17 protein-coding genes and 1 pseudogene are annotated in these 24,697 nt (G+C 67.3%); 3 read left to right on the plus strand and 15 right to left on the minus strand.

What is annotated here, in order from left to right; all coding sequences use genetic code 11:
* Window positions 1-14: 14 nt before the first annotated feature.
* The 7 genes and pseudogenes from ACYSMR_RS15710 to wecB form a co-directional block, all read right to left on the minus strand.
* Window positions 15-767, minus strand: coding sequence for a hypothetical protein (locus ACYSMR_RS15710; protein WP_461746418.1), 753 nt, complete (start codon window positions 765-767; stop codon window positions 15-17).
* A gap of 249 nt (window positions 768-1,016) precedes the next feature.
* Window positions 1,017-1,671: pseudogene (locus ACYSMR_RS15715) on the minus strand (transposase); the annotation flags it as partial.
* A gap of 374 nt (window positions 1,672-2,045) precedes the next feature.
* Window positions 2,046-3,842, minus strand: a complete 1,797-nt coding sequence (locus ACYSMR_RS15720; RefSeq protein WP_461746420.1) for a hypothetical protein — start codon at window positions 3,840-3,842, stop codon at window positions 2,046-2,048.
* 101 nt (window positions 3,843-3,943) lie between these two features.
* Complete coding sequence (locus tag ACYSMR_RS15725; protein WP_461746422.1) at window positions 3,944-4,348, minus strand: hypothetical protein; 405 nt, start codon at window positions 4,346-4,348, stop codon at window positions 3,944-3,946.
* A gap of 35 nt (window positions 4,349-4,383) precedes the next feature.
* On the minus strand, window positions 4,384-5,712 hold the full coding sequence (locus tag ACYSMR_RS15730; RefSeq protein ID WP_461746424.1) for a UDP-glucose dehydrogenase family protein: 1,329 nt from the start codon (window positions 5,710-5,712) through the stop codon (window positions 4,384-4,386).
* 18 nt (window positions 5,713-5,730) lie between these two features.
* Window positions 5,731-6,582 (minus strand): hypothetical protein, encoded by an 852-nt coding sequence (locus ACYSMR_RS15735; protein ID WP_461746426.1) that lies wholly within the window; start codon window positions 6,580-6,582, stop codon window positions 5,731-5,733.
* Window positions 6,583-6,656: 74 nt separating this feature from the next.
* Window positions 6,657-7,799 carry a non-hydrolyzing UDP-N-acetylglucosamine 2-epimerase gene (gene wecB, locus ACYSMR_RS15740; RefSeq protein ID WP_461746428.1) on the minus strand — a complete coding sequence of 381 codons (1,143 nt, stop codon included), beginning with the start codon at window positions 7,797-7,799 and terminating at the stop codon, window positions 6,657-6,659.
* Between the two features lie 481 nt (window positions 7,800-8,280).
* Here wecB and ACYSMR_RS15745 point away from each other — a divergent pair, with 481 nt between their 5' ends.
* Window positions 8,281-10,830, plus strand: coding sequence for a hypothetical protein (locus ACYSMR_RS15745; RefSeq protein ID WP_461746430.1), 2,550 nt, complete (start codon window positions 8,281-8,283; stop codon window positions 10,828-10,830).
* A 1,091-nt stretch (window positions 10,831-11,921) separates the two neighbouring features.
* On the opposite strand, the gene ACYSMR_RS15750 is transcribed toward ACYSMR_RS15745, so the two are convergent.
* The 4 genes from ACYSMR_RS15750 to ACYSMR_RS15765 all read right to left on the minus strand — a co-directional run bounded on the left by ACYSMR_RS15750 (window position 11,922) and on the right by ACYSMR_RS15765 (window position 15,748).
* Window positions 11,922-12,770 (minus strand): ABC transporter ATP-binding protein, encoded by an 849-nt coding sequence (locus tag ACYSMR_RS15750; RefSeq protein ID WP_461746432.1) that lies wholly within the window; start codon window positions 12,768-12,770, stop codon window positions 11,922-11,924.
* Window positions 12,767-13,831 carry a taurine ABC transporter substrate-binding protein gene (locus tag ACYSMR_RS15755; protein WP_461746434.1) on the minus strand — a complete coding sequence of 355 codons (1,065 nt, stop codon included), beginning with the start codon at window positions 13,829-13,831 and terminating at the stop codon, window positions 12,767-12,769. Before ACYSMR_RS15755 ends, ACYSMR_RS15750 begins: the two co-directional genes overlap by 4 nt.
* 3 nt (window positions 13,832-13,834) lie before the next feature.
* Window positions 13,835-14,755: an ABC transporter permease gene (locus ACYSMR_RS15760; RefSeq protein ID WP_461746436.1), complete on the minus strand. Its 921-nt coding sequence runs from the start codon at window positions 14,753-14,755 to the stop codon at window positions 13,835-13,837.
* Between the two features lie 93 nt (window positions 14,756-14,848).
* Complete coding sequence (locus tag ACYSMR_RS15765) at window positions 14,849-15,748, minus strand: oxygenase MpaB family protein (protein ID WP_461746438.1); 900 nt, start codon at window positions 15,746-15,748, stop codon at window positions 14,849-14,851.
* A gap of 561 nt (window positions 15,749-16,309) precedes the next feature.
* Between ACYSMR_RS15765 and ACYSMR_RS15770 the strand changes: the two genes are divergently transcribed.
* On the plus strand, window positions 16,310-18,268 hold the full coding sequence (locus ACYSMR_RS15770) for a hypothetical protein (protein ID WP_461746440.1): 1,959 nt from the start codon (window positions 16,310-16,312) through the stop codon (window positions 18,266-18,268).
* Window positions 18,269-18,488: 220 nt separating this feature from the next.
* Here the strand turns inward: ACYSMR_RS15770 and ACYSMR_RS15775 are convergent, their stop codons facing one another.
* Window positions 18,489-19,175 (minus strand): hypothetical protein, encoded by a 687-nt coding sequence (locus ACYSMR_RS15775; protein WP_461746442.1) that lies wholly within the window; start codon window positions 19,173-19,175, stop codon window positions 18,489-18,491.
* Between the two features lie 220 nt (window positions 19,176-19,395).
* On the minus strand, window positions 19,396-20,097 hold the full coding sequence (locus ACYSMR_RS15780; protein WP_461746444.1) for an SDR family oxidoreductase: 702 nt from the start codon (window positions 20,095-20,097) through the stop codon (window positions 19,396-19,398).
* Between the two features lie 215 nt (window positions 20,098-20,312).
* On the opposite strand from ACYSMR_RS15780, the gene ACYSMR_RS15785 reads away from it, so the two are divergent.
* Window positions 20,313-21,743 (plus strand): aldehyde dehydrogenase family protein, encoded by a 1,431-nt coding sequence (locus ACYSMR_RS15785; protein WP_461746446.1) that lies wholly within the window; start codon window positions 20,313-20,315, stop codon window positions 21,741-21,743.
* A 37-nt stretch (window positions 21,744-21,780) separates the two neighbouring features.
* On the opposite strand, the gene ACYSMR_RS15790 is transcribed toward ACYSMR_RS15785, so the two are convergent.
* Together ACYSMR_RS15790 and ACYSMR_RS15795 are read right to left on the minus strand one after the other, a co-directional pair.
* On the minus strand, window positions 21,781-23,463 hold the full coding sequence (locus ACYSMR_RS15790) for an ABC1 kinase family protein (RefSeq protein ID WP_251332335.1): 1,683 nt from the start codon (window positions 23,461-23,463) through the stop codon (window positions 21,781-21,783).
* Window positions 23,460-24,620 carry a hypothetical protein gene (locus ACYSMR_RS15795; protein WP_251332334.1) on the minus strand — a complete coding sequence of 387 codons (1,161 nt, stop codon included), beginning with the start codon at window positions 24,618-24,620 and terminating at the stop codon, window positions 23,460-23,462. Before ACYSMR_RS15795 ends, ACYSMR_RS15790 begins: the two co-directional genes overlap by 4 nt.
* Window positions 24,621-24,697 lie beyond the last annotated feature (77 nt).

Consider the following 24,697-nt stretch of genomic DNA (forward strand, 5'->3'; position numbering starts at 1 on the left):
TTTTCGAATGATCGTCATGCATTTCGGTGCATCAAATGGAGAACGCCGCGATACAGTGCCTCGGCAACAACAGGCTCGAAATTCCTGCGATAATGATTTTGGTCCTCCAGGGCAACTTCCAAGCCATGTTGCAAGATTATGCTGCTCGTATCAAAAAAGGGTATCCCATGTGCGGCCTCAATGTCCTCCAGGGTTGAACTGAGACGCACTCGTTCTGGCACCTGTGTGCCTTCTGCTGTCAACGAATATAGATTATTGACAGTCATCATGGGAGCCTGGAGCCGCTGAATGATATATAGCAAATCGATAGCTACTTCCTCTTTACTAGCGTAATGCACCCGCATCGACTTCAAAGGATGATAATCTGGAAGCGCCCTCGTGTCCCCTTGAATAATGGGATGATGGGGAATTCCCAACTTCTTAGCGATCCCATAAACTTTATGCGCATTCACGTGTACATCGCCGACAACATGCTCTTTTAATGTACTGACCTCCACCACCACAGCATCTGCTTTTACAGAATCAGCACATAAATTCGGGCCGAAATCTATGTGTGAATCAAGGGTCGCTTCACGTAGCTCGTTAGGAACCTCCACACGTCCCTGAATGATGTCAATATAGTTACGCGCTGATGCGGCTGTATGCGTGAACCACATATGGTCGTCATAGTTGAATAGCCGGACGGCTCCCTGTGCGTGAAGACGGCGGAGGGGACGCAAGATGCGACAGCTTCCAATTGCTAGAATAAGGGGGGGGTAAGTTGTCATAGGCATAGTCTAAGCCGAAATACGACTTATTACATGCACCGACTTCAACAAAGTCGGAGTTGGAAGGGTGTGGAAGCAAATGGACCTTCTAGGAAGGCTTTAGCCACAAAGCACACGAGTCAACAACTTGTGATGTAGGGCCGGAGCATGGTATAGGAACTAATTCCATAATGCGGTGAGATCTCAGTGTCTGATGAGCACGCAGGCCAGCTGCAACAGTCCGAGGGGGAGGCCAGTGCGGCGCTCTTATCGCGTGTGGAGCCTCCTCAAGCCGTGGCGCTAGGCGAAGCCGCGCTCCACCACCCATTGGTGCCCGCTGAGCCCGGAACCGAGAGAAACCCCGCGTCGGGCAATGCGCGGGGTGATCCCCCGGGCTCGCGGCTTACGTTGGTGCTTGTCCAGGTCGTCGCCACGGTCGGCGAACACCTCCCGCGGCTAGTGGGTGGCCGGCCCCGACCCGCGGATCGGTGGAAACGCGTCCACCAGCGACAGCAACTGGGTGACGTCGTTGCGGTTCTCGCCTGTGACGGTCACCTGCAGAGGCACGCCATTCGCGTCGACGATTAAATGATGCTTGGAGCCGGGCCGACGGCGATCGACTCTGGTCTGGGGCTGGCTTGGTCCGCCCTCGAGGGCCCGCACGCAGGAGCCGTCCACCGAGCATCGGTCCAGCTCCAGCGCTCCCGCCGCTCCCACATCGGCCAGCAGCAGTTTGTACATTGTCGGCAGACCTCGGCCTCGGTCCAGTTCCGTAACCGCCGCCAGCACGTCACTCCTTCAAACGCCCAGTAAGTCTCGCGGTAGCTGGTTTCAGCCGAACCCGGACTTGAGTACAAACACGGTCCATCGCCAGGGTGGCCCGGTCAACAGCGGGTATGCGTCCCGGGTGCATGTGTGTGTGTGGGCAACAACGTCTGGCTCGACCCCACAACGAGATCACCGTCATGGCCGACAGCCTCACTGAGCACACGATCAGCGCTCAAGGGCTATGGCCAATCTACTCTGAAATGACCTCTAAGCGCGCTCCTGCGCGTTCGAAAAATTCAGTTCCGAACAGCGCAGCGAATCAGGACCGGTCCTAGCTGCTGCATCACTGACCATGTTAAATCATTGCTCGCTGCCCGCGCGTTGGAAAAACTTGAATCGTCTCGCGGTAAAAGAAACAACTACAGACGGCAATCAGGGCGAAAAACATAACGCTTGAGGTGAACTTGAAAAGCGGGATGCCCACTAAGCGATATTTGCCATATTAAGTCGTGCTTATTCATACTGAAAAAATTATATGGAGCGGGACCTGATAAGGGCGGTTAACAGTTTATCAGCGCGTTTCGCGGAATCTGAGTTGTTGAAGGGGTTAGACAGAAGGCGTGTGCAATTTGCCACGTTATACACCTGCTGTAAGGCCGGAGTCTCATTAAGTGCTTCAATTGCGACTCTCCGGTAATTTGACAAACCTTGCAATACAAGGGGACTTATGCCTAATGCTTTGGCTGTTTCCCGGTCGCCATGGCTAGGTTTATCCGTAATTCCATGATACTGCACCACGGGTTGCATGCGGCCTTGAGGCTCCGGATCTACAGTTTGTATATCAGTGTAACTTTGACACTTAAATTTACTCCTGGTTATCGTTGCCCTCTTTTTCTCATAAAGCGGGGAAATTTTTTCCTTATCAAAAGGAAGCGATGCCAGCCGTTCCTGCCATCGACGCATTAAGTCCAGTCCGAGAAAATTGGCCCGACGTTCATAAAAAGGCAGACGTAACGATCCGGCGGCGCCTGCCACAGAGTACAACGGATCAAGTTGGATTCTAATAGCGGAATTATAAAATGAGTTTTGCCCAATCCAGTATCGATTTCGGCCTTTTAAGTACAACCAATTTGTTGCCGCATCTGCACCAAGGCCAGTGGATATGGACTGTGTCAGCGCGCCTTTGGCCTTATTGGTAACCTCGTCGAGCAGTTGAGGTGCGTAAATCGACGAGGCTCGTTCCTCTGCTGCGGGGAAGTCGGCCCATCGCCAAAGTGAGTAAGCGAATAGGTCCGCCGAATCAGGTCCATCAGTCCAAATAACCGAGTTAAAGGTACGGAATGTTTCGCCGTATCCGCCCTGGAGGCCCACGACGTTGCCAGGGTGGAAGCGCGACGCGTAGCTGTGCGTAAGTACATCGTCGGAAAGGTGAGACAAAAATAGTTTTTGCTCCCGATAGTTGTATGGCATTTGCCTAGCAAGCGAGTTCCCGTAAGAAGTGGTAATGTTGAGATCAAATTCATGCGCAAGCTGGCTAGCAATGGACCAGTCCGATGTGTCCTTCATGCAATGGTAGTAGAAATCATGATGTTGATTCGTGCTCATCAATCCTGCGAGAATTAGACGAGAATCAAAACCAGCTGTTAAATCAGATATTTTCGTTAGTCCGTGAACCTCGGTTAGTGCTTTGAAGTTCTGACCAATCTCATGATGTGCTAAATCAAGTAGTTCACCATATTGCCATTCAGAAACATTTTCAATCATTTCGTTTGTGCCGTAAGACATGGTAGACACTGCACCGTCTGCATCTAAAACAATACAGTGCCCAGGGGCAATGGCATCTACATTCTCATAAGGTGTATCTGATCCATAGCAGGATGTGCCGGTGAGCAGCTCAGCTGCGGCGTAAGCAGGGTTACGTCTGACGGTGATGCCCATCGCACTAATCACGTCTCGCAGGGGCCGCGTATGTGAAGATATGGCTCGAAGTTCAGGAGTTTTGTATCGAAAGTAAATTCCGGCGCCCAGCGGGTCGTTTAGAAGCGCATACTGACTCGTCCGTGAGTCGAATACCTGGTAGCAGACGGAGCCTCTGACGTTGGAGGCTCCTGCTACCAAATCTTCGATATTTTTAAACTGGTTCACGTATTCCTGCAGGCCATGAATATCAAATATTACTCGAGAGCCAAATACTGCTACGCCCTGTATTGCGACGGCCTGCAGTGCCGATTTGTTGATCGGTGAGGTGGTAGCTCCATGTACTTGTACGAGCGAGTGGGTGACGCTATCACGAAAGCGTTCTGAAGAGGCGTGGTGCGTCAAATACACGGGCGCGTTGAACATATCGTTTTGGGCCTTTGGTTGCTGGGTAAGATTTGGCTTTCAGAGTCGATGATAGCGCATCAAGGCGCTCATATTGTGCCAGTTTGCTATTCAGTATGAATGTCTAGCTTTTTCGCATAGAACTCAAGGCGCTTCGGGTCTTCCGAAATTAGAAGCCAAGGTTTTTGCCCCGCAATGGCGGTTTGTTGAGATTTGTGGTACTTGACCGCGGCTTCGTAGTCCTGGCTGGTATTGTATACGCTAATAATCATATCTGCATCACAATGTATGGAGCGATTAATTTCGTATTGCTTTTCTTGAGTGCCCCTGCACTCAAGCCCCTGTTCAATCAGTCTTTTGCGAATGCTTGTAGGGCTGAAGCCTTCTGCTGAAGTACTTTGATCGGACCTGGGGGTGATTCCCTCCGCGTTGATGGAACCTGTCCCGGCCGCGCAACTAGTGATAAAGCTTAAAAAAATTGCGGAGGCGATCAGTTTTGCATGTGCTGCCATTTTTTCTTGTCCTTTCGGTATTTGTTTTTTAAATTTTAATACTTATGATGGACGCGGCGGCCCAGCGCCCGGTAGGTGAAGCCGGCGGCCTCCCAGCGCTCCGGGCACAGGACGTTGCGCCCGTCGAGGATCTGGGGGGCGGCCACGAGCGGGTCCAGCTGCTCGGGGGTCATCGCCTTGAACTCGGCCCACTCCGTGAGCAGCACGACGACCTCCGCGCCCGTGACGGCGGCCTCCAGCGAGTCGACGTAGTCCAGGCGCGGGTAGCGCTGGGCCGCGTTGGCGTTCGCCTTCGGGTCGTACACGGCGACCTCGGCCCCGATCGAGTGCAGGCGTGCGGCGATGTCCAGGGCCGGGGAGTCGCGCACGTCGTCGGAGTCCGGCTTGAAGGCGGCCCCGAGCACGGCCACGTGCTTGCCGACCACGGAGCCGCCGAGCATCGTGGTGACGGCCTGGACGGTGGCCTCGCGGCGTCGGACGTTGACGTCGTCGACCTCGGCGAGGAAGCGCACGGACTGCTCCACGCCCAGCTCGGCGGCCCGCGCGCGCAGCGCCCGGATGTCCTTGGGCAGGCAGCCGCCGCCGAAGCCGACGCCGGCGTTGAGGAACTTCCGCCCGATCCGGTCGTCGAGGCCGATGGCGTCGGCCAGCGTGCGGATGTCCCCGCCGACGACCTCGGTGAGCTCCGACAGGGCGTTGATGAAGGAGATCTTCGTGGCCAAAAACGCGTTGGCGGCGACTTTGACCAGCTCGGCGGTCTCGTAGTCGGTGACGATCAGCGGCACGCCCGCGCCGAGCTGGCGCGAGTAGACCTGACGCATCACGGCCTCCCCCGCGCCGCCGTCCACGCCGAGCACCATCCGGTCCGGGGAGAGGGTGTCCTCCACGGCGTAGCCCTCGCGCAGGAACTCGGGGTTCCACACGAGGTCCACGTTCACGCCCGCCCGGGCCGAGGCCTTCGCGAGGTCGGCCAGGCGCCGGGCGGAGCCGACGGGGACCGTGGACTTGCCCGCGATCACGCAGTCGCGCGTGGCGGCGGCGGCGATCGAGCCGACGGCGGCGTCCACGTAGCGCATGTCCGCGGCGAACCCGCCGGGGCGCTGCGGGGTGCCCACGCCCACGAAGTGGACGTCGCCGAAGGCCCCGGCCTCCTCGTAGCTCGTGGTGAAGCGCAGCCGGCCGGTGCCGACGTGCTTGCGCAGCAGCTCGCCCAGACCCGGCTCGTGGAACGGCAGCTCGCCGCGGGACAGCGCGTCGACCTTCGCCGGGTCGACGTCCAGCCCCAGCACCTCGAAGCCCATCTCCGCCATCGACGCGGCGTGCGTGGCCCCCAGGTAGCCCGTGCCCAGAACCGTGATCTTCATGCTGTCAGCCCATTCCTCTCAGTCGACGGGCGCAGAGTTGTGCGATCCGGCGGAATTGATGATGCGCAGCGTCATATCCCGGGACAGCGGATTGTGGCCAGTGGCCTCATCGAAGTAAGGATGGACAGTGACGTCCCGCACCAGTTCGGCGTGGTTCATAAGGAACTCGTGGAACATCGGGTAGTCGATGAGCCGGTCGTGCTTCGAACCAAGATTGACGTGGTAGTCCACGCGGAGAGGGGAGCCGCGGTCGGCGATCAGCTTCAGAACGTTGGTCCGCAACGGGTACTGGGCCCGGAGCTGTGTGGGGAGAAGGTTGTTGAAGCGGATTCTCCGGAGCGGATTCACTCCCATCGGCATCCACCTCGTCCAGTCAAACTGGGCGTTGTTGATGAGAGCCCGGGATCCCGGGTCCATCGCCAGCAGGGCCATGGCCATGAACGCGCCAGCAGACGACCCGTAATGCAACCGGGCATCCGGATCCGGGCAGCCGAGGGCGGAGGACAGGGAGCGGGCCGCCTGGGCGGCTTCCGGGGCCACCCAGTGCTCCTTGTTCAGCTGGCCCCAGGCCAGGGAGAGGTGGTCCGGACCTCCCGTGGCGGGATCGTAGAAGTAGATCTGGTGGTGCCGGATTTGACTGCTCCAGCTGGAGCGCTGGAAAACTACACGTTGTTGGGCCAGGTCCTGGTCCACGGCGCCGTTGTGCATGACCACGACGGCATCCGCCTGCGCCTTGCGCACGACGAGGAAGGGCAGGACCGTCTGCGTGGTCACCACCTCGATGCGGTGGTGCCGCTCGGGTTCGAGGGATGCGGCCTCGAACGATTCGAGGTCCTCGAGCCGCAGGACGGTGGAGGGGGCATCGGTCATGGTACGGGGCGTCCTCGGGTGTGATGCGGGCTGATCGGTGGACGGGATGGCGGGCCAGTCCCGTTCCCTGTGGCTCAGCTGGCGAAGTCGGCGGCCCGCTCTCCGAGGCCGAACATCGCCTCGAGGGCGGCCAGGGTGCGCGCGGCGGCCTTGCCGTCTCCGTAGGGGTTGACTGCATTGGCCATCGCGGCGTAGGCGGCTGGGTCGTTGAGCAGGGTGTCGACCTCGGTGACGATGCGTTCCTCGTCGGTGCCGATGAGTTTGACGGTGCCGGCGTCGACGGCCTCAGGTCGCTCGGTGTTCTCGCGCATCACCAGTACGGGCTTGCCCAGCGAGGGCGCCTCCTCCTGGACCCCACCGGAGTCGGTGAGGACGATGTGGGCCACGGACAGCATGCGGGTGAACTCGCCGTAGGCCAGGGGCTCGGTGACCACGACGTTGGGCTTGCCCTCCAGGGCGGGCAGAACCGCCTCGCGTACCACAGGGTTGCGGTGGGCAGGCAGCACGATGATCAGCTCCGGCTCGGCTTCGGCGATCCGGGCCAGGGCCCGGCCCACCCCGCGCATGGCTTCACCCTGGTTCTCCCGGCGGTGGGCGGTGACCAGCAGGACCTTGCGCCCGGAGGCGGCGATGTCCTCGAGAGCCGGGTCGGTGAAGGGCAGCTGCTTCTCCACGGTGTGCAGCAGGGCGTCGATGACAGTGTTGCCGGTGACGACGATGTCCTCGCGGGTGATCGACTCCGCCAGCAGGTTGTCCTTGGACGTGGGAGTCGGTGCCAGGTGCAGGGAGGTGATCTGAGAGGTCAGCTTGCGGTTGGCCTCCTCGGGGAACGGGGAGAGCAAGTTGAAGGAGCGCAGTCCGGCCTCGGCGTGGATCACGGGGATGCCGCGGTAGAAGGCGGCAACGGCCCCGGCGGTCGAAGTGGTGGTGTCGCCCTGGACCACGACGGCGTCCGGAGCGTTCTCCTCGAAGATGGCGTCGAGGCCCTCCACCGTGCGTGTCAGGATGCCGTTGAGCGTCTGGCGCGGACGGATGATGTTTAGGTCGTGATCGGGCACGATGTCGAAGATCTCGTTGACCTGGTCAAGCATCTCCCGGTGCTGGCCGGTCACGGTGACCACGCACTCGAAGTCGGGGGAGTCCTGCAACGCCTTCACGATCGGGGCCATCTTGATGGCCTCGGGGCGTGTTCCGTAGATCGGCATGATTATGGGCATGAGAGAACCGCCTGTTCGGGGGGAGCGAGAACCGGGGGAGCTCGCAGGCGTGCAACTGCGAACTCAGTCTAAGGGATCGGTGTGTTGGTGCCTGTCAGGCCAGGGCGCGTCGCATAGCCATGAGGTTCCGTCGAGGTGCCGTATGCGTGTCGCACGGACGATCACTTCGGCGCCGTAAACGACGGACGGGTCGCTCGATGAAGTCGGGTCCTCGACATAATCCGGGGTAGGTCGTAGAATTAACAACTGCAAAAAGATATATATGCATAACTTAGGTACCCCCCCGAAACGCCCGATCCGTATGCGTCCGTCCGGCGCTTCATCTGTGATTCTGGAGAATGACGTGCGACGTCACCCTTTCCCCTTTGAATTTCCCCTCGACGGCACTATCCGTTCCGGCTGTGGCAAGACACTCCAGGGCGGTGAACCCTGCACCAGGGGACCGCGGAACGTCTCGCGGCGTGTCCTTCTGAAGGGCGGGGTGACGCTCGGTACTGCAGCGGCGGTGGCCACCGCAACGACGACGATCGGCGCTGCGTCGGCTGAAGCTGCCACCGTGTTTGGCAAGCAGGCGCCAGCCGCACCGCTCGGGATGACGGGCACCATTGTCGGTCGCCACCGCAACTTGTTCCGCAGCTTCGCGCTCACCGGGGCGGGCGGCGTCGGAATCGTCACCGTCGGGACCACGCGCTACGCGGTTACCCTCAACACGGGCAACGCGACGGACACCATCCAGGTCTTCAATGCCGATACGGGCGTCTTGCACTACAAGGCGTCCACGCCGGTCAAGGCAGCGGACACCTTCGCCCACGACGGGAAGGGGAACATCTACGTTCCATCCGGCACGGCCCTGATGGTCGTGTCGGTGCCGAACAAGACGGTTCGCCGCGTCGACGCGGCTCCGGCCGGTGTGACGAGCTTCTACGATCTCAAGTTCGACTACAAGGGGCGATTGTGGGCCGGGACCTATCCCGCCGGTGTCGCGGTGTGCCTCGATCCTGCCACGGGCGCGGAACTCGCTCGTACGCCCCGGCTGGGGACGGGGAATCAATACGTCCGCCAGTTGAGCATGTCCCCGGACCGAAAGGTTGTGTGGGCCGGGACGGGCACCGCGGATCCAGACCTGTTCCGTATCGGCGTCGACACGCCGTCGGCCTCCGTCCGGGTGACGATCCCCAACCGGGTCCCGAACACCTTCGTGCTGGGGGTCGTGGCTCGCGGCCGGAAGGTCTTCGTCTGGACGGAGAAAGAAGCAGGTGGAGAGGCTGTCTCGGTCTACGACACCGTCGCCCGGACCTGGGGGGCATCCCCCGCGGGAATCTGCGGTCGCTCCATCACGGAGCCGGACGACGCCGGATACGTCTACGTCAACGCCTATTCGTACCTCAAGCGCTTCCGTCCCGGCGACGCGACGATGGTGGCGCAGACGGTGGCCACCGTGCCGGACCGGATCACGGTAGTCACCGCTCTGGGCGACAGCACCGTCTACCTGTTCAAGCAGGGACCGTCGGAGCTGTCCGCTGCTCGGAGGAGCACGTCGGGATCAGCGCTGAGCCGGGTCAATTACCAGGTGGTGCCCGGACCCCTCGCCACCCAGTCCATGGTGATCGACCCCGGTGCCAACACGGCCTACGCGGGCGGCTACCGCGGGGACGGCCTGTGTGCCACCAATCTGGCCACCGGAGTCTTCGCCCATTCGGCATCCACGTCCAGGATCGAGCAGGCGGAAGGAATGGTCGTCGACCAGGACAGCCTCTACGTGGGGTCCTACGGCTCGGCGGTCATCGTCAAGCACGACAAGGCCGCCGGGGTCGCGAGTTCCACCGCGTACCAAAAACTGGCCGAACTCGGGGATTCCCACAAGCAGTCCCGTCCGTATGCATGGGCCTCGACCACGTCGCACGTCGTCTTCGGCACGGTGCCCGAGTACGGGTACCGCGGTGGGGCGCTGGGCACCATCGAGCGGGCCACCGGATCTGTCACCGTCTACAACAGGATCATTCCCGAGCTTTCGATCGTGGGCCTGGTGGGCTCCGGCAACACCGTCTACGGGACCACCTCGTGCCTCGGGGGCTACGGCTCGGACGTCTACGCGGGGGATGCGGTCGTCTTCGCGGCCGACGCACCCACGGGCAAGGTGCTGTGGACGCGGGCCCTGACCGGAGTCAAGGACGTCTACGGGCCGATCCTGATGAACGGCAAGCTGTACGCGGCGACCGCGAACTCCGTCGTCGAGCTGCGCGCGTCCGACGGCGTGCCGCTGCGGACGTTCGTGCTCAGCACGCGCACCGGCCAGGTGGGATGGCATGCCGTCGAACTCGCCCAGATCCCGGGAACCACGCGCCTGGTGCACCTCACCGGCGGTGTGGTGCGCGTGCTGCAGACCGCTACCGGACAGTCCGGTACGGTGCTCACCGGCGCCAACCAGCACATCGGTTTCGACGCCCAGAACGCGATGTGGGTGACCGTGGGCAACGACCTGGTCAAGCTGCGCATGGACCTCTCGCCGAGCCCGGAGGCCATCAGGACCAAGTACGCGGCCCTGGGGGGTGCCAGCACGCTCGGCTACCCCGAAGGACCGCAGCAAACGCTCACCACCGAGTCCGGCCTCCTGCAGAAGTTCTTCCGCAACGGCAAGGCCACCTCCATCTACTGGTCCTCCGCCCTGGGCGCGCACGCGGTGACGAGCAGCGGCGCCATCGGCAAGAAGTTCACCGCTGACGGCAACGCCCACAACGGCTACGGACTGCCGTCGACCGATGAGACGTCCTTCACGGGCGGCACCTACCAGGTGTTCAGCAAGGTGGGACGGGGCGTCACCAGCGTCTACTCGACACCTACGCACGGCACGTTCGCAGTGAAGGAGTTCCGGGCCATCGGCAAGTCCTGGGCCGCGGCAGGACGAGAGAAAGGGTGGGGCTGGCCCGTCGAGGACGAGCACTACGTCGGCTCCGAGCTGGTGCAGCGCTTCTCCAAGGGAGTGACCGCCCACTACGTCTCCGGCAAGGCGGTCTGGACCACGGCCGCCTGATCCGGAGCAGCCCAGTTGTCGTGGGCACCGCCCCGCACGAGGAACACGTTTGGATCCAGCGGCGGGCTCGGCGGTCCGGTCCGTCTACGACACGTCTCCACGACGCGGCCAACTTCACCTCCAGCCGTCACGGGACGATCGAGCTCCAGTCCGGCACCGTGGTACTCCACAACCGGAGCGAGATCGAGCGCGGCAATCCACACCGGTGTGCCGGCCACCCCGACACCGGGTCGATGGTGGTGGACCCGGACACGAACCTCCCCTTGTGCGGGGGATACCCCTGGGCGGGGTGCCCTCGATCAACGTGTCCACAGGCTCCTTCGCCCGCTCCGGCGGCGGATCTGCAATGCCACCTCGAGGGAATGATCGTCGACGGCGGCAACCTCTACGTCGGCTCCTACCGCGACGCCGTCATCGCCAAGCACACCATTGCACCAAGGTGCGCAGCGCGAGCGCGTTTCGAGGGCTGGCGGGTCGGACCGGCAGCCGCGATCCTCGGAGTGGGCGGTCGTCACCGCCCACGTCGCCCTCGGGGCGGTGCCTGCCTTCGGTCACCGGGGAGGGGGTGCTGGCATTCATCGGCCAAGTTGCTGAAGGCCAGCGTCGGGAACGACATCGTCGTCTAGCCGCCGATCATCGGCCTGACGGCATCGGGCAGCACTGTCCATGGCTCGACGGCCTGCCGGGCCGGTGTTGTGGGGTGACAAGCGATGTGCCGCCACGATGGGCGCGGTCGTCGATCTACCAATGACCGTCCGGAGGATGCGACTTCACCCTCGGCTCGCGGACCGGTCGCCCCGGACGGCGGGACGAGGAACTGGTCCGTGTTCTGGAAACCACGCAGTTGCCCCTCTCCGCGGGCGGTGCAACGCAGGTGCTCGAGCCGTCCCCGGGCACTTCGCCCGCGTGCTCACCGAGTGCCGCCATTACTGGGCGTTCAACCCGCAGAACGCCAGGGAGGCAGTGTCGGCAACGACATCGTCCAGGTGTGGCCGGATTCCACGGCCGCCGGTGGATCGGGACGCGCTCGCGGCGTCGCTCGACCGTATGCACGGTCCAGCCGGAGCAACCCGCCCTGCTCCACGCCGCCGTCAGGACACCTGGATCGCCGCCGCCACCCGGTCCCGGATCGCGATGAACTCGGGGGTCGACTTCATCTCGGGGCCCACGTCCGGTCCGTACGTCGAGGCGAGGTCCACCCGCTCGTCGAGCAGGATCCGGCCCGGCCGCGGGCTCATCACCAGGACCCGGTCGCCGAGGAACACGGCCTCCTCGACGCTGTGGGTGATGAAGAAGACGGTCTGGCGTCGTTTCCGCTGGATGCGCAGCAGGTCCGACTGCAGGCGCTCCCGGGTGAGGGCATCGAGCGCGCCGAAGGGCTCGTCCATCAGCACGACCTGCGGCTCGTTGGCGAGCACCCGGGCGATCTGGGCGCGCTGCTGCATGCCGCCGGAGAGCTCGTAGGGCCTGGCCTCGCCGAACTGGGAGAGCCCCACCATCTCGAGCAGCTCGGCGGCGCGGGCGGCGCGCTCCTGCCTGGGGACCTTCCGGAACCTCGGCCCGAGCTCCACGTTGCCGCGGATGGACAGCCACGGGTAGAGGTTGGCCTGCTGGAACACCACGCCGCGCTCGTGGGAGGGGCCGGTGATCACCTGGTCCCCGTACCGGGCCTCGCCCGCGGAGGGCGCGAGGAAGCCGGCCAGGACCTTCAGCAGGGTCGTCTTGCCGCACCCGGAGGGTCCCACGACGCAGACGAACTGCCCCCCGGGGATGTGCAGGTCGGTCGGCGCCACCGCGTGCACGACGTCGCCCGAGCCGGCCACGTAGTGGTGGCTGATCCCGTCGAGGACCAGCTCCCGGGTGGGCGTGCCCTGCCACGGTGCGGTGCCCGCCGGCACCGCGGTCGCGCCGGTGCTCCTGCTGTCCGTCGGCTGGCTCATCGGGCCGCCACCTCCTCGATCGCGTCCGGGTACGGCATCTGCTGGTAGGTCTCCGGAGGGGCGGTGCCGTCGATCTCCCGGGCGTCCACGAGGAAGTCCGCCGTGTCCGCCAGGACCCCGCCGAGGGTGCCGCCGAAGTACTGGTCGGCCTGTTCCCGGGCGTCGGGGTACGTGAGGCCCTCGATCTGCTTCCGGACGATGTCCGGGGACAGGCCCAGCTGCACGGCGAGGGAGTCGATCGTGGTGGCGTCGCCGTCGGCCAGCCTGCGGGCCGCGGAGTCCTGGACTGTCGTCCACATGAGCATGAACTCCGGGTTGCGCTCGACGAACTCGGCGGTCGCCGCCTCCATGTCGAAGGTGGGGTAGCCGGCCTCTGCGGTCTCGGCGCTGGTCAGGACGGTCGAGCCGCTGGCCTGCAGCTCGGAGAGCGTGGGATCCCAGACCCAGGCGGCGTCGATCTCCCCGCGCTGCCAGGCGGCGATCATCTTGTCCGGGGCGAGGTTGATCAGCTCGGTCTCGCGGTCGACCCCGGCCTCGCGCAGCGCGCTGAGCAGCGAGTAGTGGGCGGTGGACCCGAAGGGCACGGCCACCGTCCTCCCGGCCAGGCCCTCGATGGAGGTGACGGACGCGTCGCGCACGACCAGGGACTCGGCCGCGCCGATGACGTCCTGCAGCCACACGACGCGCAGGTCGATGTCCAGGGGCGGCGAGACGGCCCGCACGGCGGGGCTGGAGCCGATCAGCCCGATGTCGACGGAGCCGGCGCCGAAGGCCTGCACCACGTCCCCGCCGGAGTCGAACTTCGACCAGGTGATGTCCGCATTGGGCATGCAGGTCTCCAGCATCCGCAGGTCCTTGACGGCGAGGTCGCCGTTGGGGATCGCCTGCCAGGCGATGCGCGCCGTGGTGGTGATGGAGGGATCGGGCTCCACCGGGCACTGCGCGGCGGCCTGCACGGCGTCGGGGTGCACCGTGCGGCCCGACTCCACGCAGCCCGTCGTCGCGGCGACCGCGCCGAGGACCACCGCCAGGGCGAGCGGCCGCTTCCAGGAGAGGGTCATGGGTCAGGCCTTTCCCTGCCAGGGGACCAGCGAGCGGCTGATCCGGACGATGAGCGCGTCGAGGGCGACCGCCACGATGCCGATCGTGATGATGCAGGCGATGGTCAGCGGGGTGTTGAGCTGGGTGCCGGAGAGGTAGGCCAGCCCGCCGATGCCCGGGATGCCGTTGTTGAGCTCAGCGGCCACGACCGTGGTCCAGGCGAAGCCGGCCGCCAGGCGCACGCCGGAGAGGATGCTCGGCAGGGACGAGGGCAGGATCACGTACCGGATGCTCTGAGCCCTGGACGCCCCCAGGGACAGGGCCGCGTTGACCCGGTCCGCCGGCACGCCGGCCACGCCCTGGACGGTGGCGATGACGATCGGCGGGAACGCCGCCAGGAACAGGAGGACGTTCTTGGACGCGTCCCCGATGCCCAGCCACACGATCAGCAGGCCGATGTAGCCGAGCGGCGGGAGGGCCCGCAGGAAGTTCAGGTACGGCTCGAAGGCCACCTGCAACCACCGGGACGACCCCATGAGGAAGCCCACCGCTAGGCCCACGACGACGGCCGTGCCCAGGCCGACGGCGATCCGCTGGAGGGAGGCGACCATGTGCTCCCACAGGTAGTAGTTCTGCTCGCCGCACACGGTCCGGGACAGGCCCTCCGCGATCGGCCGGCACGAGTTCGCCTGCACAAACGCGTTGAGGACGGCACCGGGGGAGGGCAGGTAGAGGGCGGGGACGAGCTGCAGTGCCGTGACCAGCCACCACAGGAGCACCACCACGACCAGCACCCCGGCCTGGACGAGCAGCCGCCGGCTCCTCGACCGGCGGGAGGCGCTGCGGGCACCGGCGGCCACCGCCCGCGAGGCCTCCCGCGACGGGTCGGTCAGGGGCGCGGTCCCCGGAGCGGGCAGCCCTCCGGTCGTCGCGTTCTCGGTCATCTGCGCTCCCCGGGTCGGTGGCGTTGGTCCCCGCACGTCAGGGGCGCCGGCCGCGGCAGGCGCCCCTGACGTGCCAGCTTACGGGACGTGCGCCTACAGCAGGCCCAGCCGGGCCAGCCTGCGGCGTGCGGCCGCCTCGCTCGGACCGGTCTCGCCCAGGGCTCTGCCGACGACGGCCAGGGTCAGCCCGGCGGCCCGTCCGGTGGGCAGCGGCACGGGTCCGAGGCGGGAGCGCTCGAGCCCGAGCAACTCGAGACGGTCCGGGGGCAGCGAGTCCGTCACGGCCGCGAACAGGGCGCGGTACCCGGGCAGCAGCATCGGGTCCAGCGGGGGGCGGCGGAGGAAGCCCACGACGTCGTCGACGCGCGGGCCGCCGGTGAGCCGGTCCCGGAACGCGTGCAGCCGCCCGTCCAACTCCGCCTCGGAGCGCGGCGGGTCGGCCACGCCCATCAGCTCCCCGGCCACGGCCCACTCCCGGACGTAGGCGTCCGGCCCGCCGGGGATTTCCCCGCCCCACCGCTGGTGGCAGCGCAGGAAGGCGTCCGTGAACGCGAGGTGCACCCATTCGGCCAGGTCGGGGTCGTTGGCGCAGTAGGGCCGTTCGGTGCCGTCGGCCGCGACGTAGGTGCCCCGCACGCTCTCGTGCAGGCGGCGGACGTAGGCCGACGCGCTCCGTGCGGCCGCGGTGTCCCCGTAGGTGACGGTGAAGATCCACCGGATCGTCCCGGCCAGCCGGCCCAGGGGGTCCGCGCGGTAGTCGGAGTGCTCGACGACGCCGGCGAGCGCACCCGGGTGCAGGGCCTGGGTGAGCAGGGCACGGATCCCGGCGGGAATGGTGGCCATGGACCCGTGGACGGCCCAGACCGCCGAGCCCGGCCGGAAGTGGCCGGCGTCGTCGCCGTCGGCGAGGGCCAGCTCCCACGCCGGGACGCCGTCCGCCTGGCCCGCGAAAGTCACCCGCAGCCGGTTCTGCAGCGGGGCGATAAGGTCCATGCCGGTGCTCCCCCGATCCGCGCCCCGTTCCGCCGGGCGTCGTGCCGGGAGGCGCTGCGGACCAGTATGGGGCCCGCCTCCGACACGACCCGGCCGGCCACTGAGACAAGGCCTCCACCGGTGGCCGGGACGCTCAGCCGACCGGTCTCTATGTGATCCAGAGGATCACCTTGCATAGAGGTGTCCCCGCTAGAGCGGGTTCACCCAGCGATGCATTCGGGGTGTCATGTTAACGGACGCACATTGAAGCGTCCATCACTGCGGTGCCTCATCTGGCCGGAATCAGACGTGAATCGGGGGACTCACGGGCACCGCGGCGGAACTGCATATCGGGGGGTCTGCATGTACGGGGAACAAAACACATCCGCACGGGGCGAGCACGCCGTCACCTTGGGGGGAGGAGGTGGAGACCTCGATGTCCCAGGCCACGAAAGCCAGGTTTCCGGTCAGGCCGTTACAGGAATCAACCGGCGCACCGTGCTTGCCGCTTCAGCGCTCCTGGGTGCGGCCACGGCCCTGACATCCGCAACCGTGAGCTCCGAGCGGGCGTCGGCTGCCGCCGTGTACGGCACCAGGGCGACCACCAGCACGCTGGCTCTGACAGGCACCGTGGTCGGCCGCCACCGCAACATCTTCCGCAGCTTCGCCCTCTCGGGCGCCGGAGGTGTTGCGGTCGTCCGAGTGGGCACGTCCCGTTATCTGGCCACGACCAACACCGGGGACAGGGCCGACACGGTGCAGATCTTCAACGCCGACACCGGAGCTCTCCACTACAAGGCGTCGACGCCAGCTCGCGCGTCGGCCAACTTCGTCCACGACGGGGCGGGCAGTCTCTACTTCACCTCCGGTGCTGCCCTGATGGTCGTGTCCATTCCGAACAAGTCCATCCGCCGCATCGGCACGGCCCCTGCTGGGATCACCAGCTTCCAGGCCCTCGTACTCGACTACAAGGGCCGTCTCTGGGCGGGGACCTATCCTACCGGCGTCGTGGTGTGCTTCGACCGTGGCACCGGCAAGGAGATCGCCCGCACTCCTGAACTCGGGACGGGGAACCACTATGTCCGAGCACTGAGCGTCTCACCGGACAAGAAGACCCTCTGGGCCGGTACGGGCACCTCGGACCCTGATCTGTTCCGGATCAACGTCGACGCTCCGTCCGCCCCTGTGCGGGTGACCATTCCCGGGCGTGGCCGTAACGCCTTCGTCCATGCCACCGCCGCCCGCGGCCGCAAGGTCTTCGTCTGGCACGACAGCACGACCGGGGCCGAAGCCGTCTCCGTCTACGACACCGTCGCGCGGTCGTGGTCTCCCTGTCCGGTGGCCATCGCGGGGCGCTCCATGACCACGCCCGATTCTGACGGCTACGTCTATGCCAACAACAAGGGCACGATCGTTCGCTTCCGCACCGACCAGTCCATGCTGAGTGCGCGGACCGTCGCCTCAGTGGCCGACCGATTCACCGTCCACGCGGGGCTGGACGGTTCTCGGCTCTACCTCGTGTCGCAAAACAACTCCGCTCTCACGGCCGTCCGGATGTCCACCACCGGCACCGCACGGGCGACGGTCAACTATCGGGTGGTTCTCACCACACTGGGCACCCAGTCCATGCTGATCGACCGGACCACCGACACCGCCTTCGCCGGTGGTTACCGCGGCGACGGGGTGTGCTCGACCAATCTCGCCACGGGCGCTTTCGCCCATTCGGCGGGCACCTCGCAGATCTCCCAGATCGAGGGGATGATCGTCGACGGCCGCACCTTGTACGTCGGCTCTTACGGGAACGCCGTGATCGTCAAGCACAGCATTGCTTCGGGGGTACGCGAGCCAAGCTCCTTCACGCGCCTGGCCAGACTGGGTGAGTCGCACCAGCAGTCGCGGCCGTACGGCTGGGCGGTCTCTGCGTCCCACGTCGTGTTCGGCACGGTCCCCGACTTCGGTCACCGCGGTGGGGCGCTGGGCACCATCGAGCGGGCCACGGGGAAGGTGACGGTCTACAACAAGATCATCCCGGAACTGTCGATCATCGGCCTGACGGCGTCCGGCCACACCGTCTACGGCTCCACGTCCTGCCGAGCCGGCTATGGTACTGCCGACTACGCCGGGGACGCGGTGGTCTTCGCCGCCGATGCACCCAGCGGGAAGGTGCTGTGGAAGAGGGCGCTGACGGGCGCGAAGGAGCTGTACGGTCCTGTCCTGCTAAGCAGGAGGCTCTATGTTGCCACCCTCGACACGGTGGTGGAGCTACGGCTGTCCGACGGAGTCCCCCTGCGCACGTTCGTGCTGGGTTCGCGCACTGGGCGGCCCGGGTGGCACAACGCCGAGCTGGTCAGGATTCCGGGATCCTCGCGCCTGGTGCACATCAGCGGCGGCGCCCTGCGTGTTCTCGAGCCCGCCACCGGCCGGTTCAGCACCGTGCTGACGGGGTGTCAGAGCCATGTTGCGTTCGACTCGAAGAATGCCATGTGGGTTGCCGTGGGCAATGACATCGTCAAGGTCCGACTGGACCCGACGGGCGCTTGAGGGGGGAATCGACGTTCGCCCCCACTGAGTCCGTGGAAGCCTCGACGGCTGTGGCTCAGGCGGGACCCCACCCTGGAGTCACCTGGATTTACCAGGGAGACCACCCGTGGACTCGGGAGGCGCTGCGGACCAGTATGGGCCCCGTCTCCGACACGGCCCGGCCGGCCACGGAGGACGGGGTCGCCGCGGCCCCCGCCGCGCGGGCGGGGCGCCGAGCGCGTCAGGCGCCCTCGGCCACCCCCGAGGCCCCGGCGGCCGGGGTCAGGGGCCCGCCCTGCAGGAACCGCAGGAGCACGGGGGAGCGCCCGACCACGGCCTCGCGGTAGTGGCCGGGGCGGTCGGGGTCGGTGCCGATGACCAGCCGGTCGATGCCGTTGGCGACGAACAGGGTCAGCGTGCCGCGCAGCAGGTCCAGCACCGCGTCGTCGTCCAGGGCCGCGTGCACGGCGCGCGGCAGCCGCAGCGCCCGCGTCCCGTCGAGCACCACGTCGACGAAGTCGGGGCTGTCGCCGTCCGCCCACTGCGCGCAGGTGGCGGCGGCCAGGGCGCCGGCGGCCTCCACCAGGGAGGTGACGATGATGCTCGCCCGCGCCAGCGCGGCCTGGATCTCCGCCTGCCGTCGTCGCGCGCTCCTCCGGCGCAGCCGGGCCCACCGGAGCGGGGCGTCGTCCAGGACGAGGTACTCGAGCTGGAGCTGTCCGTCCGGTTCCTCGAGGAAGGACACGGTGACGGTCTCCGCGCCCGTGTCCGGGCGGACGGTGGAGTAGGCCCACCGCAGCAGGCCCTGGAGGTTCGCCGAGCCCCGGCCCAGGGCGTGGGCCGAGAGGCTCACGACCTTGCCGTGGGCGTCGAGGCACCGCACGACGCGGAGGACGCGGGCTGCCACGGGGCGCGAGGGGATGTCCACGCTGGGTTCTGGCCTTCCTGGGGAGGGTGGGGGTCGCTCCAGTGTAGATGCGCCTTCATGGTCATTGCGCTCCGAAACGGTCCCCCAATGGGGGGACAATTCCCGTCGCCACCTGCGTCGATGCGTCAGCTCCGGCCCGGGCCGGGGCGGGGCCGGGACGGATGGAGCCGGACGGGGCGCGCCCCGCCCGGCTCCACCGGGTCCCGCCGGGCACGCCGGCTCAGGGCCAGGAGCCCTCCTCGGCGTGGGCGATGAACAGCTCGCGGATCTCGCAGCCCTTGGGCTGCGAGAGGGCGAACAGGACCGCCTGCGCCACGTTCTGCGGGTCGTTGAGCTGGGAGTCGTCCTGCGGCTTGTACTGCTCGTCCCGGTCGTCGAAGAAGTGGGTCTTCATGCCGCCGGGGATGAGCTGGGTGACGCCGACCTCGCCCTTCAGCTCCGCCGCCAGGGCCTGGGTGAAGCCCAGGACGCCGAACTTGGAGGCGCAGTACGCGGTCGCGTCCGAGACGCCCTTCAGGGCCAGGGTGGAGGCCACGGTGACGACCCGGCCCCGGGACGCCCGGAGGGCCGGCAGGGCCGCCCGCACCACGGAGACGGTGCCGAACAGGTTGACCTGCACGACCTTCTCCCACTCCGTGACCGCCACGTCCTCGAGCCGCCCGCACCGGTCGATGCCGGCGGCGGTGACGACCGCGTCCAGCCCGCCCGCGGACTCGGCGGCCCGGCGGACGGTCTCGGTGACGGCGGCGGTGTCGGCCACGTCCACCTCGTACGCGGTGACACCGGCGAGCGAGCTGATGTCCCGGTCCAGGACGATGGGGGTGCCGCCGCTGTCGCGGACCGCCTCCACCACGGCGGCGCCGAGACCGGAGGCCCCGCCGGTGATCAGGACGCGGCCCGGGTTGGTGGGCTGGAAACTCATGCAATGTCCTCTCTGCTGTGCGCCTGTGCTGTGCGCTGCGCCGCCCGCGGCGGGGGCCGCGGACGGGCGTGCCGTCCCCGGGGGGACAGCACACAGGCCGCCGCGGGTGCGCCGGCCTGGTCACAGCTACCGTAACCGCTCCCCGGCCGCCGGTAAGTATGCTCATCGGGACAGGACCGCCGGGCCCGTGCCCGGACGCACCGAGAAGGAGACCCATGACCCCCGCAGCACCGACCGCCACCGCCCGCCCCGGGTCCGAGCCCGCGTCCCCGTCGGCGGCCGGGGCGGAGCTCACCGTGCTGGACCCCCGGGACGGCTCCCTGGTGGGCACCGTGGCCAGCGCCTCCGAGGAGGAGGTCCGCGCCGCGGTCGCCGCCGCCCGCGCCGCCGCCCGCGACTGGGCGTGGACGGCGCCCGAGGAGCGCGGGAAGGCCCTGCGCGCGGCCGCCAACCGGCTGGCCGCCCACGCCGAGGAGCTCGCCGAGCTCAACACCCGGGAGACCGGCAAGCCGTTCGAGGAGGCCCTGGGCGGGGTCCTGGCCGGGGTCGGCACCCTGTACCAGTACGCGGAGCTCGGCCCGGTGCACCGCGGCCACAGCCTGCGCGGCGGCGTCCTCACGGCCGACTGGACCGTGGCGGAGCCCCGCGGCGTCGTCGTGGCCCTCACCCCGTGGAACGACCCGGTGGCCGTGGCCGCGGGCCTGCTGGGAGCCGCCCTCGTCACCGGCAACACCGTGGTGCACAAGCCCAGCGAGCGCTGCCCGCACGTCGGCGCCCGGCTGGGCGAGATCCTCGCCGAGGCCCTGCCCGCCGGCGTGCTGAGCACCGTCACCGGCGGCGCCGCCGTCGGCCGGGCGCTCACCGCCCTGGACGACGTCGACGTCCTCGCGCACGTGGGCTCCACCGCCACCGGCGAGGCCGTCGCGCGCGCCGCCGTGGAGACCGGCGCCCACGTCGTGCGGGAGAACGGCGGCAACGACGCCCTCGTGGTCGACGACGACGTGGACCCCGCCTGGGCCGCCGAGCAGGCCGCCCTGGGCGCGTTCGCCAACGTCGGCCAGATCTGCGTGGCCGTCGAGCGCATCTACGTCCACCGCGCCGTCGCGGAGCCGTTCCTGGCCGCGCTCGCCGAGCAGGCCCGCCGCCGCAACGCCCCGGGGGCGCTCGCCCCGCTGGTCGACGGGCGGATGCGGGACGAGGTGCACCGCCAGGTGCGCGAGAGCCTCGCGCAGGGCGCGGTCGTCGTCGAGGGCGGGCAGGTGCCGGAGGGCCCCGGGGCCTTCTACCCGGCCACCGTGCTGCGGGAGTGCACGCCGGCGATGACCGTGATGCAGGAGGAGACCTTCGGCCCGGTGGCCCCCGTCCAGGTCGTGGACAGCTTCGAGGAGGGCCTGCGCCTGGCCGCCGCGGACCGCTACGGGCTCGCCGCGACCGTGCTGACCGGGCGGATCGCCCACGCCCAGCGGGCCGTGGCCGAGCTGCCGGTGGGGACGCTGAAGGTCAACAACGTCTTCGGCGGCGCCCCTGGCGGGGCCGCGCAGCCGCGCCGGGCGTCCGGCGCGGGCTTCGGCTACGGCCCGGAGCTGCTCGACGAGATGACCCAGGTGAAGGTCGTGCACGTGGAGATGCCCCCGGCCCGCGGCTGAGCGCCCCGGTCCCGGGCGCGCCCGGGACCGGGGAGGGTCAAAAGCGCGGCCGCCCGCGCACGGCGCGGGCCAGGCGCCGCACCCTCGGCACGTTGGTCGAGAGCACCAGGTATCCGGCCAGCGTGCCGACGGTGGTGGCCCCGCCGGCGATGAGCGGGACGTGGTACCGCTTCCAGCGCTCCGGGTCGGAGGCCAGGAGGTAGGCCATGCCGTTGATCGTCGCCGCGATCACCGCGCCGGCCACGACCTGGTGGCCGATCCTCTCCCCGCGCTGCAGCAGCGGCTCGAGCTCCTCCGCGCGCAGGTGCACGTCGAAGCCGCCGCGCTCGAGCACCACGATCAGCCGCCGCAGGTACTCGGGCACCTCGACGCCCATCTGCACGGCGTCCTGGACGATGTCCCGCAGCCGCTTGGCGAGCGCGTCGGGGGAGAGCCGGTGCAGCACGAACCGCTCGGCGTACGGGGTGAGGACGGAGACCAGGTCGAACTCCGGGTCCAGGCCGGTGCCCACGGACTCGGCCGTGACCAGCATCCGCAGGAACAGGGCCGACTCCCGGGGCAGGTGCATCCGGTGGCGGCGCAGCACCCCGATGAGGTCCCCCATGAGGTGGCCGATCCGCACCTCGTGCAGCGGACGGTTCGCGTAGCGGCGCAGCAGCAGGGCGACGTCCCGCTCCAGCTCCTTCCGGTCGACGTCCTGCTCCTGCCACGTCAGCCCCAGCAGCCCGGCGGCGGCCCGCCGCGCGTTCTGCTGGACCACCCCGAGCATCACGGTGACCAGGTTGTCGCGGAACTCCTCGGAGAGGGAGCCCACCATCCCGAAGTCGATGATCCCGATCCGCCCGCCGGGCTCCACGAAGAGGTTGCCGGGGTGCGGGTCGGCGTGGAAGAAGCCGTGCTCGAAGATCATCCGGCAGATCGCCTCGGTGGAGTCCACCGCGAGCAGGTGCCGGTCGAGCCCGGCCGCCTCGAGGGCCGGGTAGTCGTTGATCTTGATCCCGCGGATCCGCTCCATGGTGAGGATCCGGGAGGTGGTCGCCTCCCAGTGGATCCTGGGGACGTGGATCCGCGGGTCGCCCATGAAGTTCTCGGCCATCCGCTGGGCGTTGCGGGCCTCCGTGAGGTAGTCGAGCTCGTCCCGCAGGGACTGGGCGAACTCGTCCGCGAGACCCGCGAGGTCGAAGTGCTTCACGGCGGGCCAGTAGGTCGACAGCAGCTTCGCGAGCTCCGCGAGGATCTCCAGGTCCCGGTTGACCTCCTCGACGACGCCGGGGCGGCGCACCTTCACGACGACGTCCGCGCCGTGGTAGACGGCCGCGTGGGCCTGGCCGATGGACCCGGTGGCCAGGGGCACCGGGTCGATCTCGGCGAGGATCTCCTCGGCCGCGGAGTCCGGCTCCGACTCGATCATCGCCCGGATCCGCTCCGGCGGCACGGGCGGGGAGTTGTCCTGCAGCCGCGCGAGCTCCTGCACGTACCGGGCCGGGAGCAGGTCGGGGCGGGTGGAGACCAGCTGGCCCAGCTTCACGAAGGTGGGGCCGAGCTCCTCCAGCGCCTGGCGCAGGTGCACCGGCTGGCTGTAGAGCTTGTCCGGGTCGATCAGCCGCACCCGGGCCAGCGGCGCCCGCCACTCCTCCTTGATCCCGCCGAGGGCGAAGCCGAAGCCGTGCTTCGAGAGGACCTCCAGGATCTGCAGGAAGCGTTCGCGCCGGCTGATCATCGACCGGCCACTCCGGTGCTCATCCGGGCCAGGTAGAAGGACATGAAGCCCGTGGCGACCGCCACGATGAAGCACAGGGCGCTCACCAGCGGCTCGACGCCCAGGAAGGCCACGCCCACCACGCCCAGCAGCACGGTCATCGCGAGCAGCGCCCACACGGCCACGGAGACCTGCCCGAGCCGGCCCGCCCCGGCGGGGGCGGAGGAGCGGCGAGCGGCCACGACGTCGGGGCGCTCCGCGGCCTCCGCCGGGGCGGGCGCGGCCGGCGCGGCGACCGCGAAGCCCTTGCGCCACTTCTTGGCGTTGCGCGAGCGGTCGGCCTCGGCCGGCACGTAGGCGTCGGGGACGGGGTGGGCGTCCCCGGGCGGGAGGAGCTCGGGGACGTCGTTGGGCAGGCGCTCGAACCACTCGGCGGGGATCTCCTCCGGGCGGGCCGCCTGGAGGGTCATCGACACCTCGAACGCGGAGCCGCGGATCGTGCCCCACACCGCCGTGAGCAGCTCGTGCTGGAACGCGTGGTTGATGACCGGGATGAACTGCTGGGACATCTGCGTGGAGAGCCGGCCGACCTGGCGGCGCTCGTAGAGCACGTCCACGGTGTCCACCGTCTGCCCGTGGTGGTTGCGCACCTTGTTGGTCTCGAGGGTCAGCATCACGCGGCCCTCCCCGGACGGGGGGACGATGCTGTGCAGGTACTCCGCGAACTCCTGCTCGTCCAGGACCTTGATCGACGCGCCCTGGGGGAGCACCGCGGCGTGCGTGGGCGGGGTGTTGAGCGGGAACAGCAGGTCCGGGGCGGCGATCGACAGCCGCGCCGTGGCGTCCACCTCCGCCTGCCCGTCCTGGCGCAGCACGGTGGCGTCCAGCTTCAGCGGGGCCACGGGGGTGTAGCCGGACGCCACGACCCGGGCGATGTAGGGCCAGTACCGCTGCGCGTCCTGCTGGGCGAGGTGACCGACCTTGTTGCGCCCGATCCGCACCGAGATCGTGTGCGGGTCGAAGGGGTTGTCCGGTTCCGGCACGAGCGCCGCGTTGCCCGTCCAGGTGCGCAGCTTGCCGTAGGACAGACCGCCGAACACCCGCATGATCTCGGTGTCGTAGAAGTTCTCCGTGACGATGTCCAGAGATCCGCGGTCGTTGAGCGCGTAGTCGGTCATGGTCTCCCTCGATGGAGCTGGTGGCTGGGGGTCCTCCCAGCTTCTCACGATTCCGCATCGGCCCGGTCCACCGCCCC

The organism is Kocuria sp. U4B, assembly GCF_054875615.1.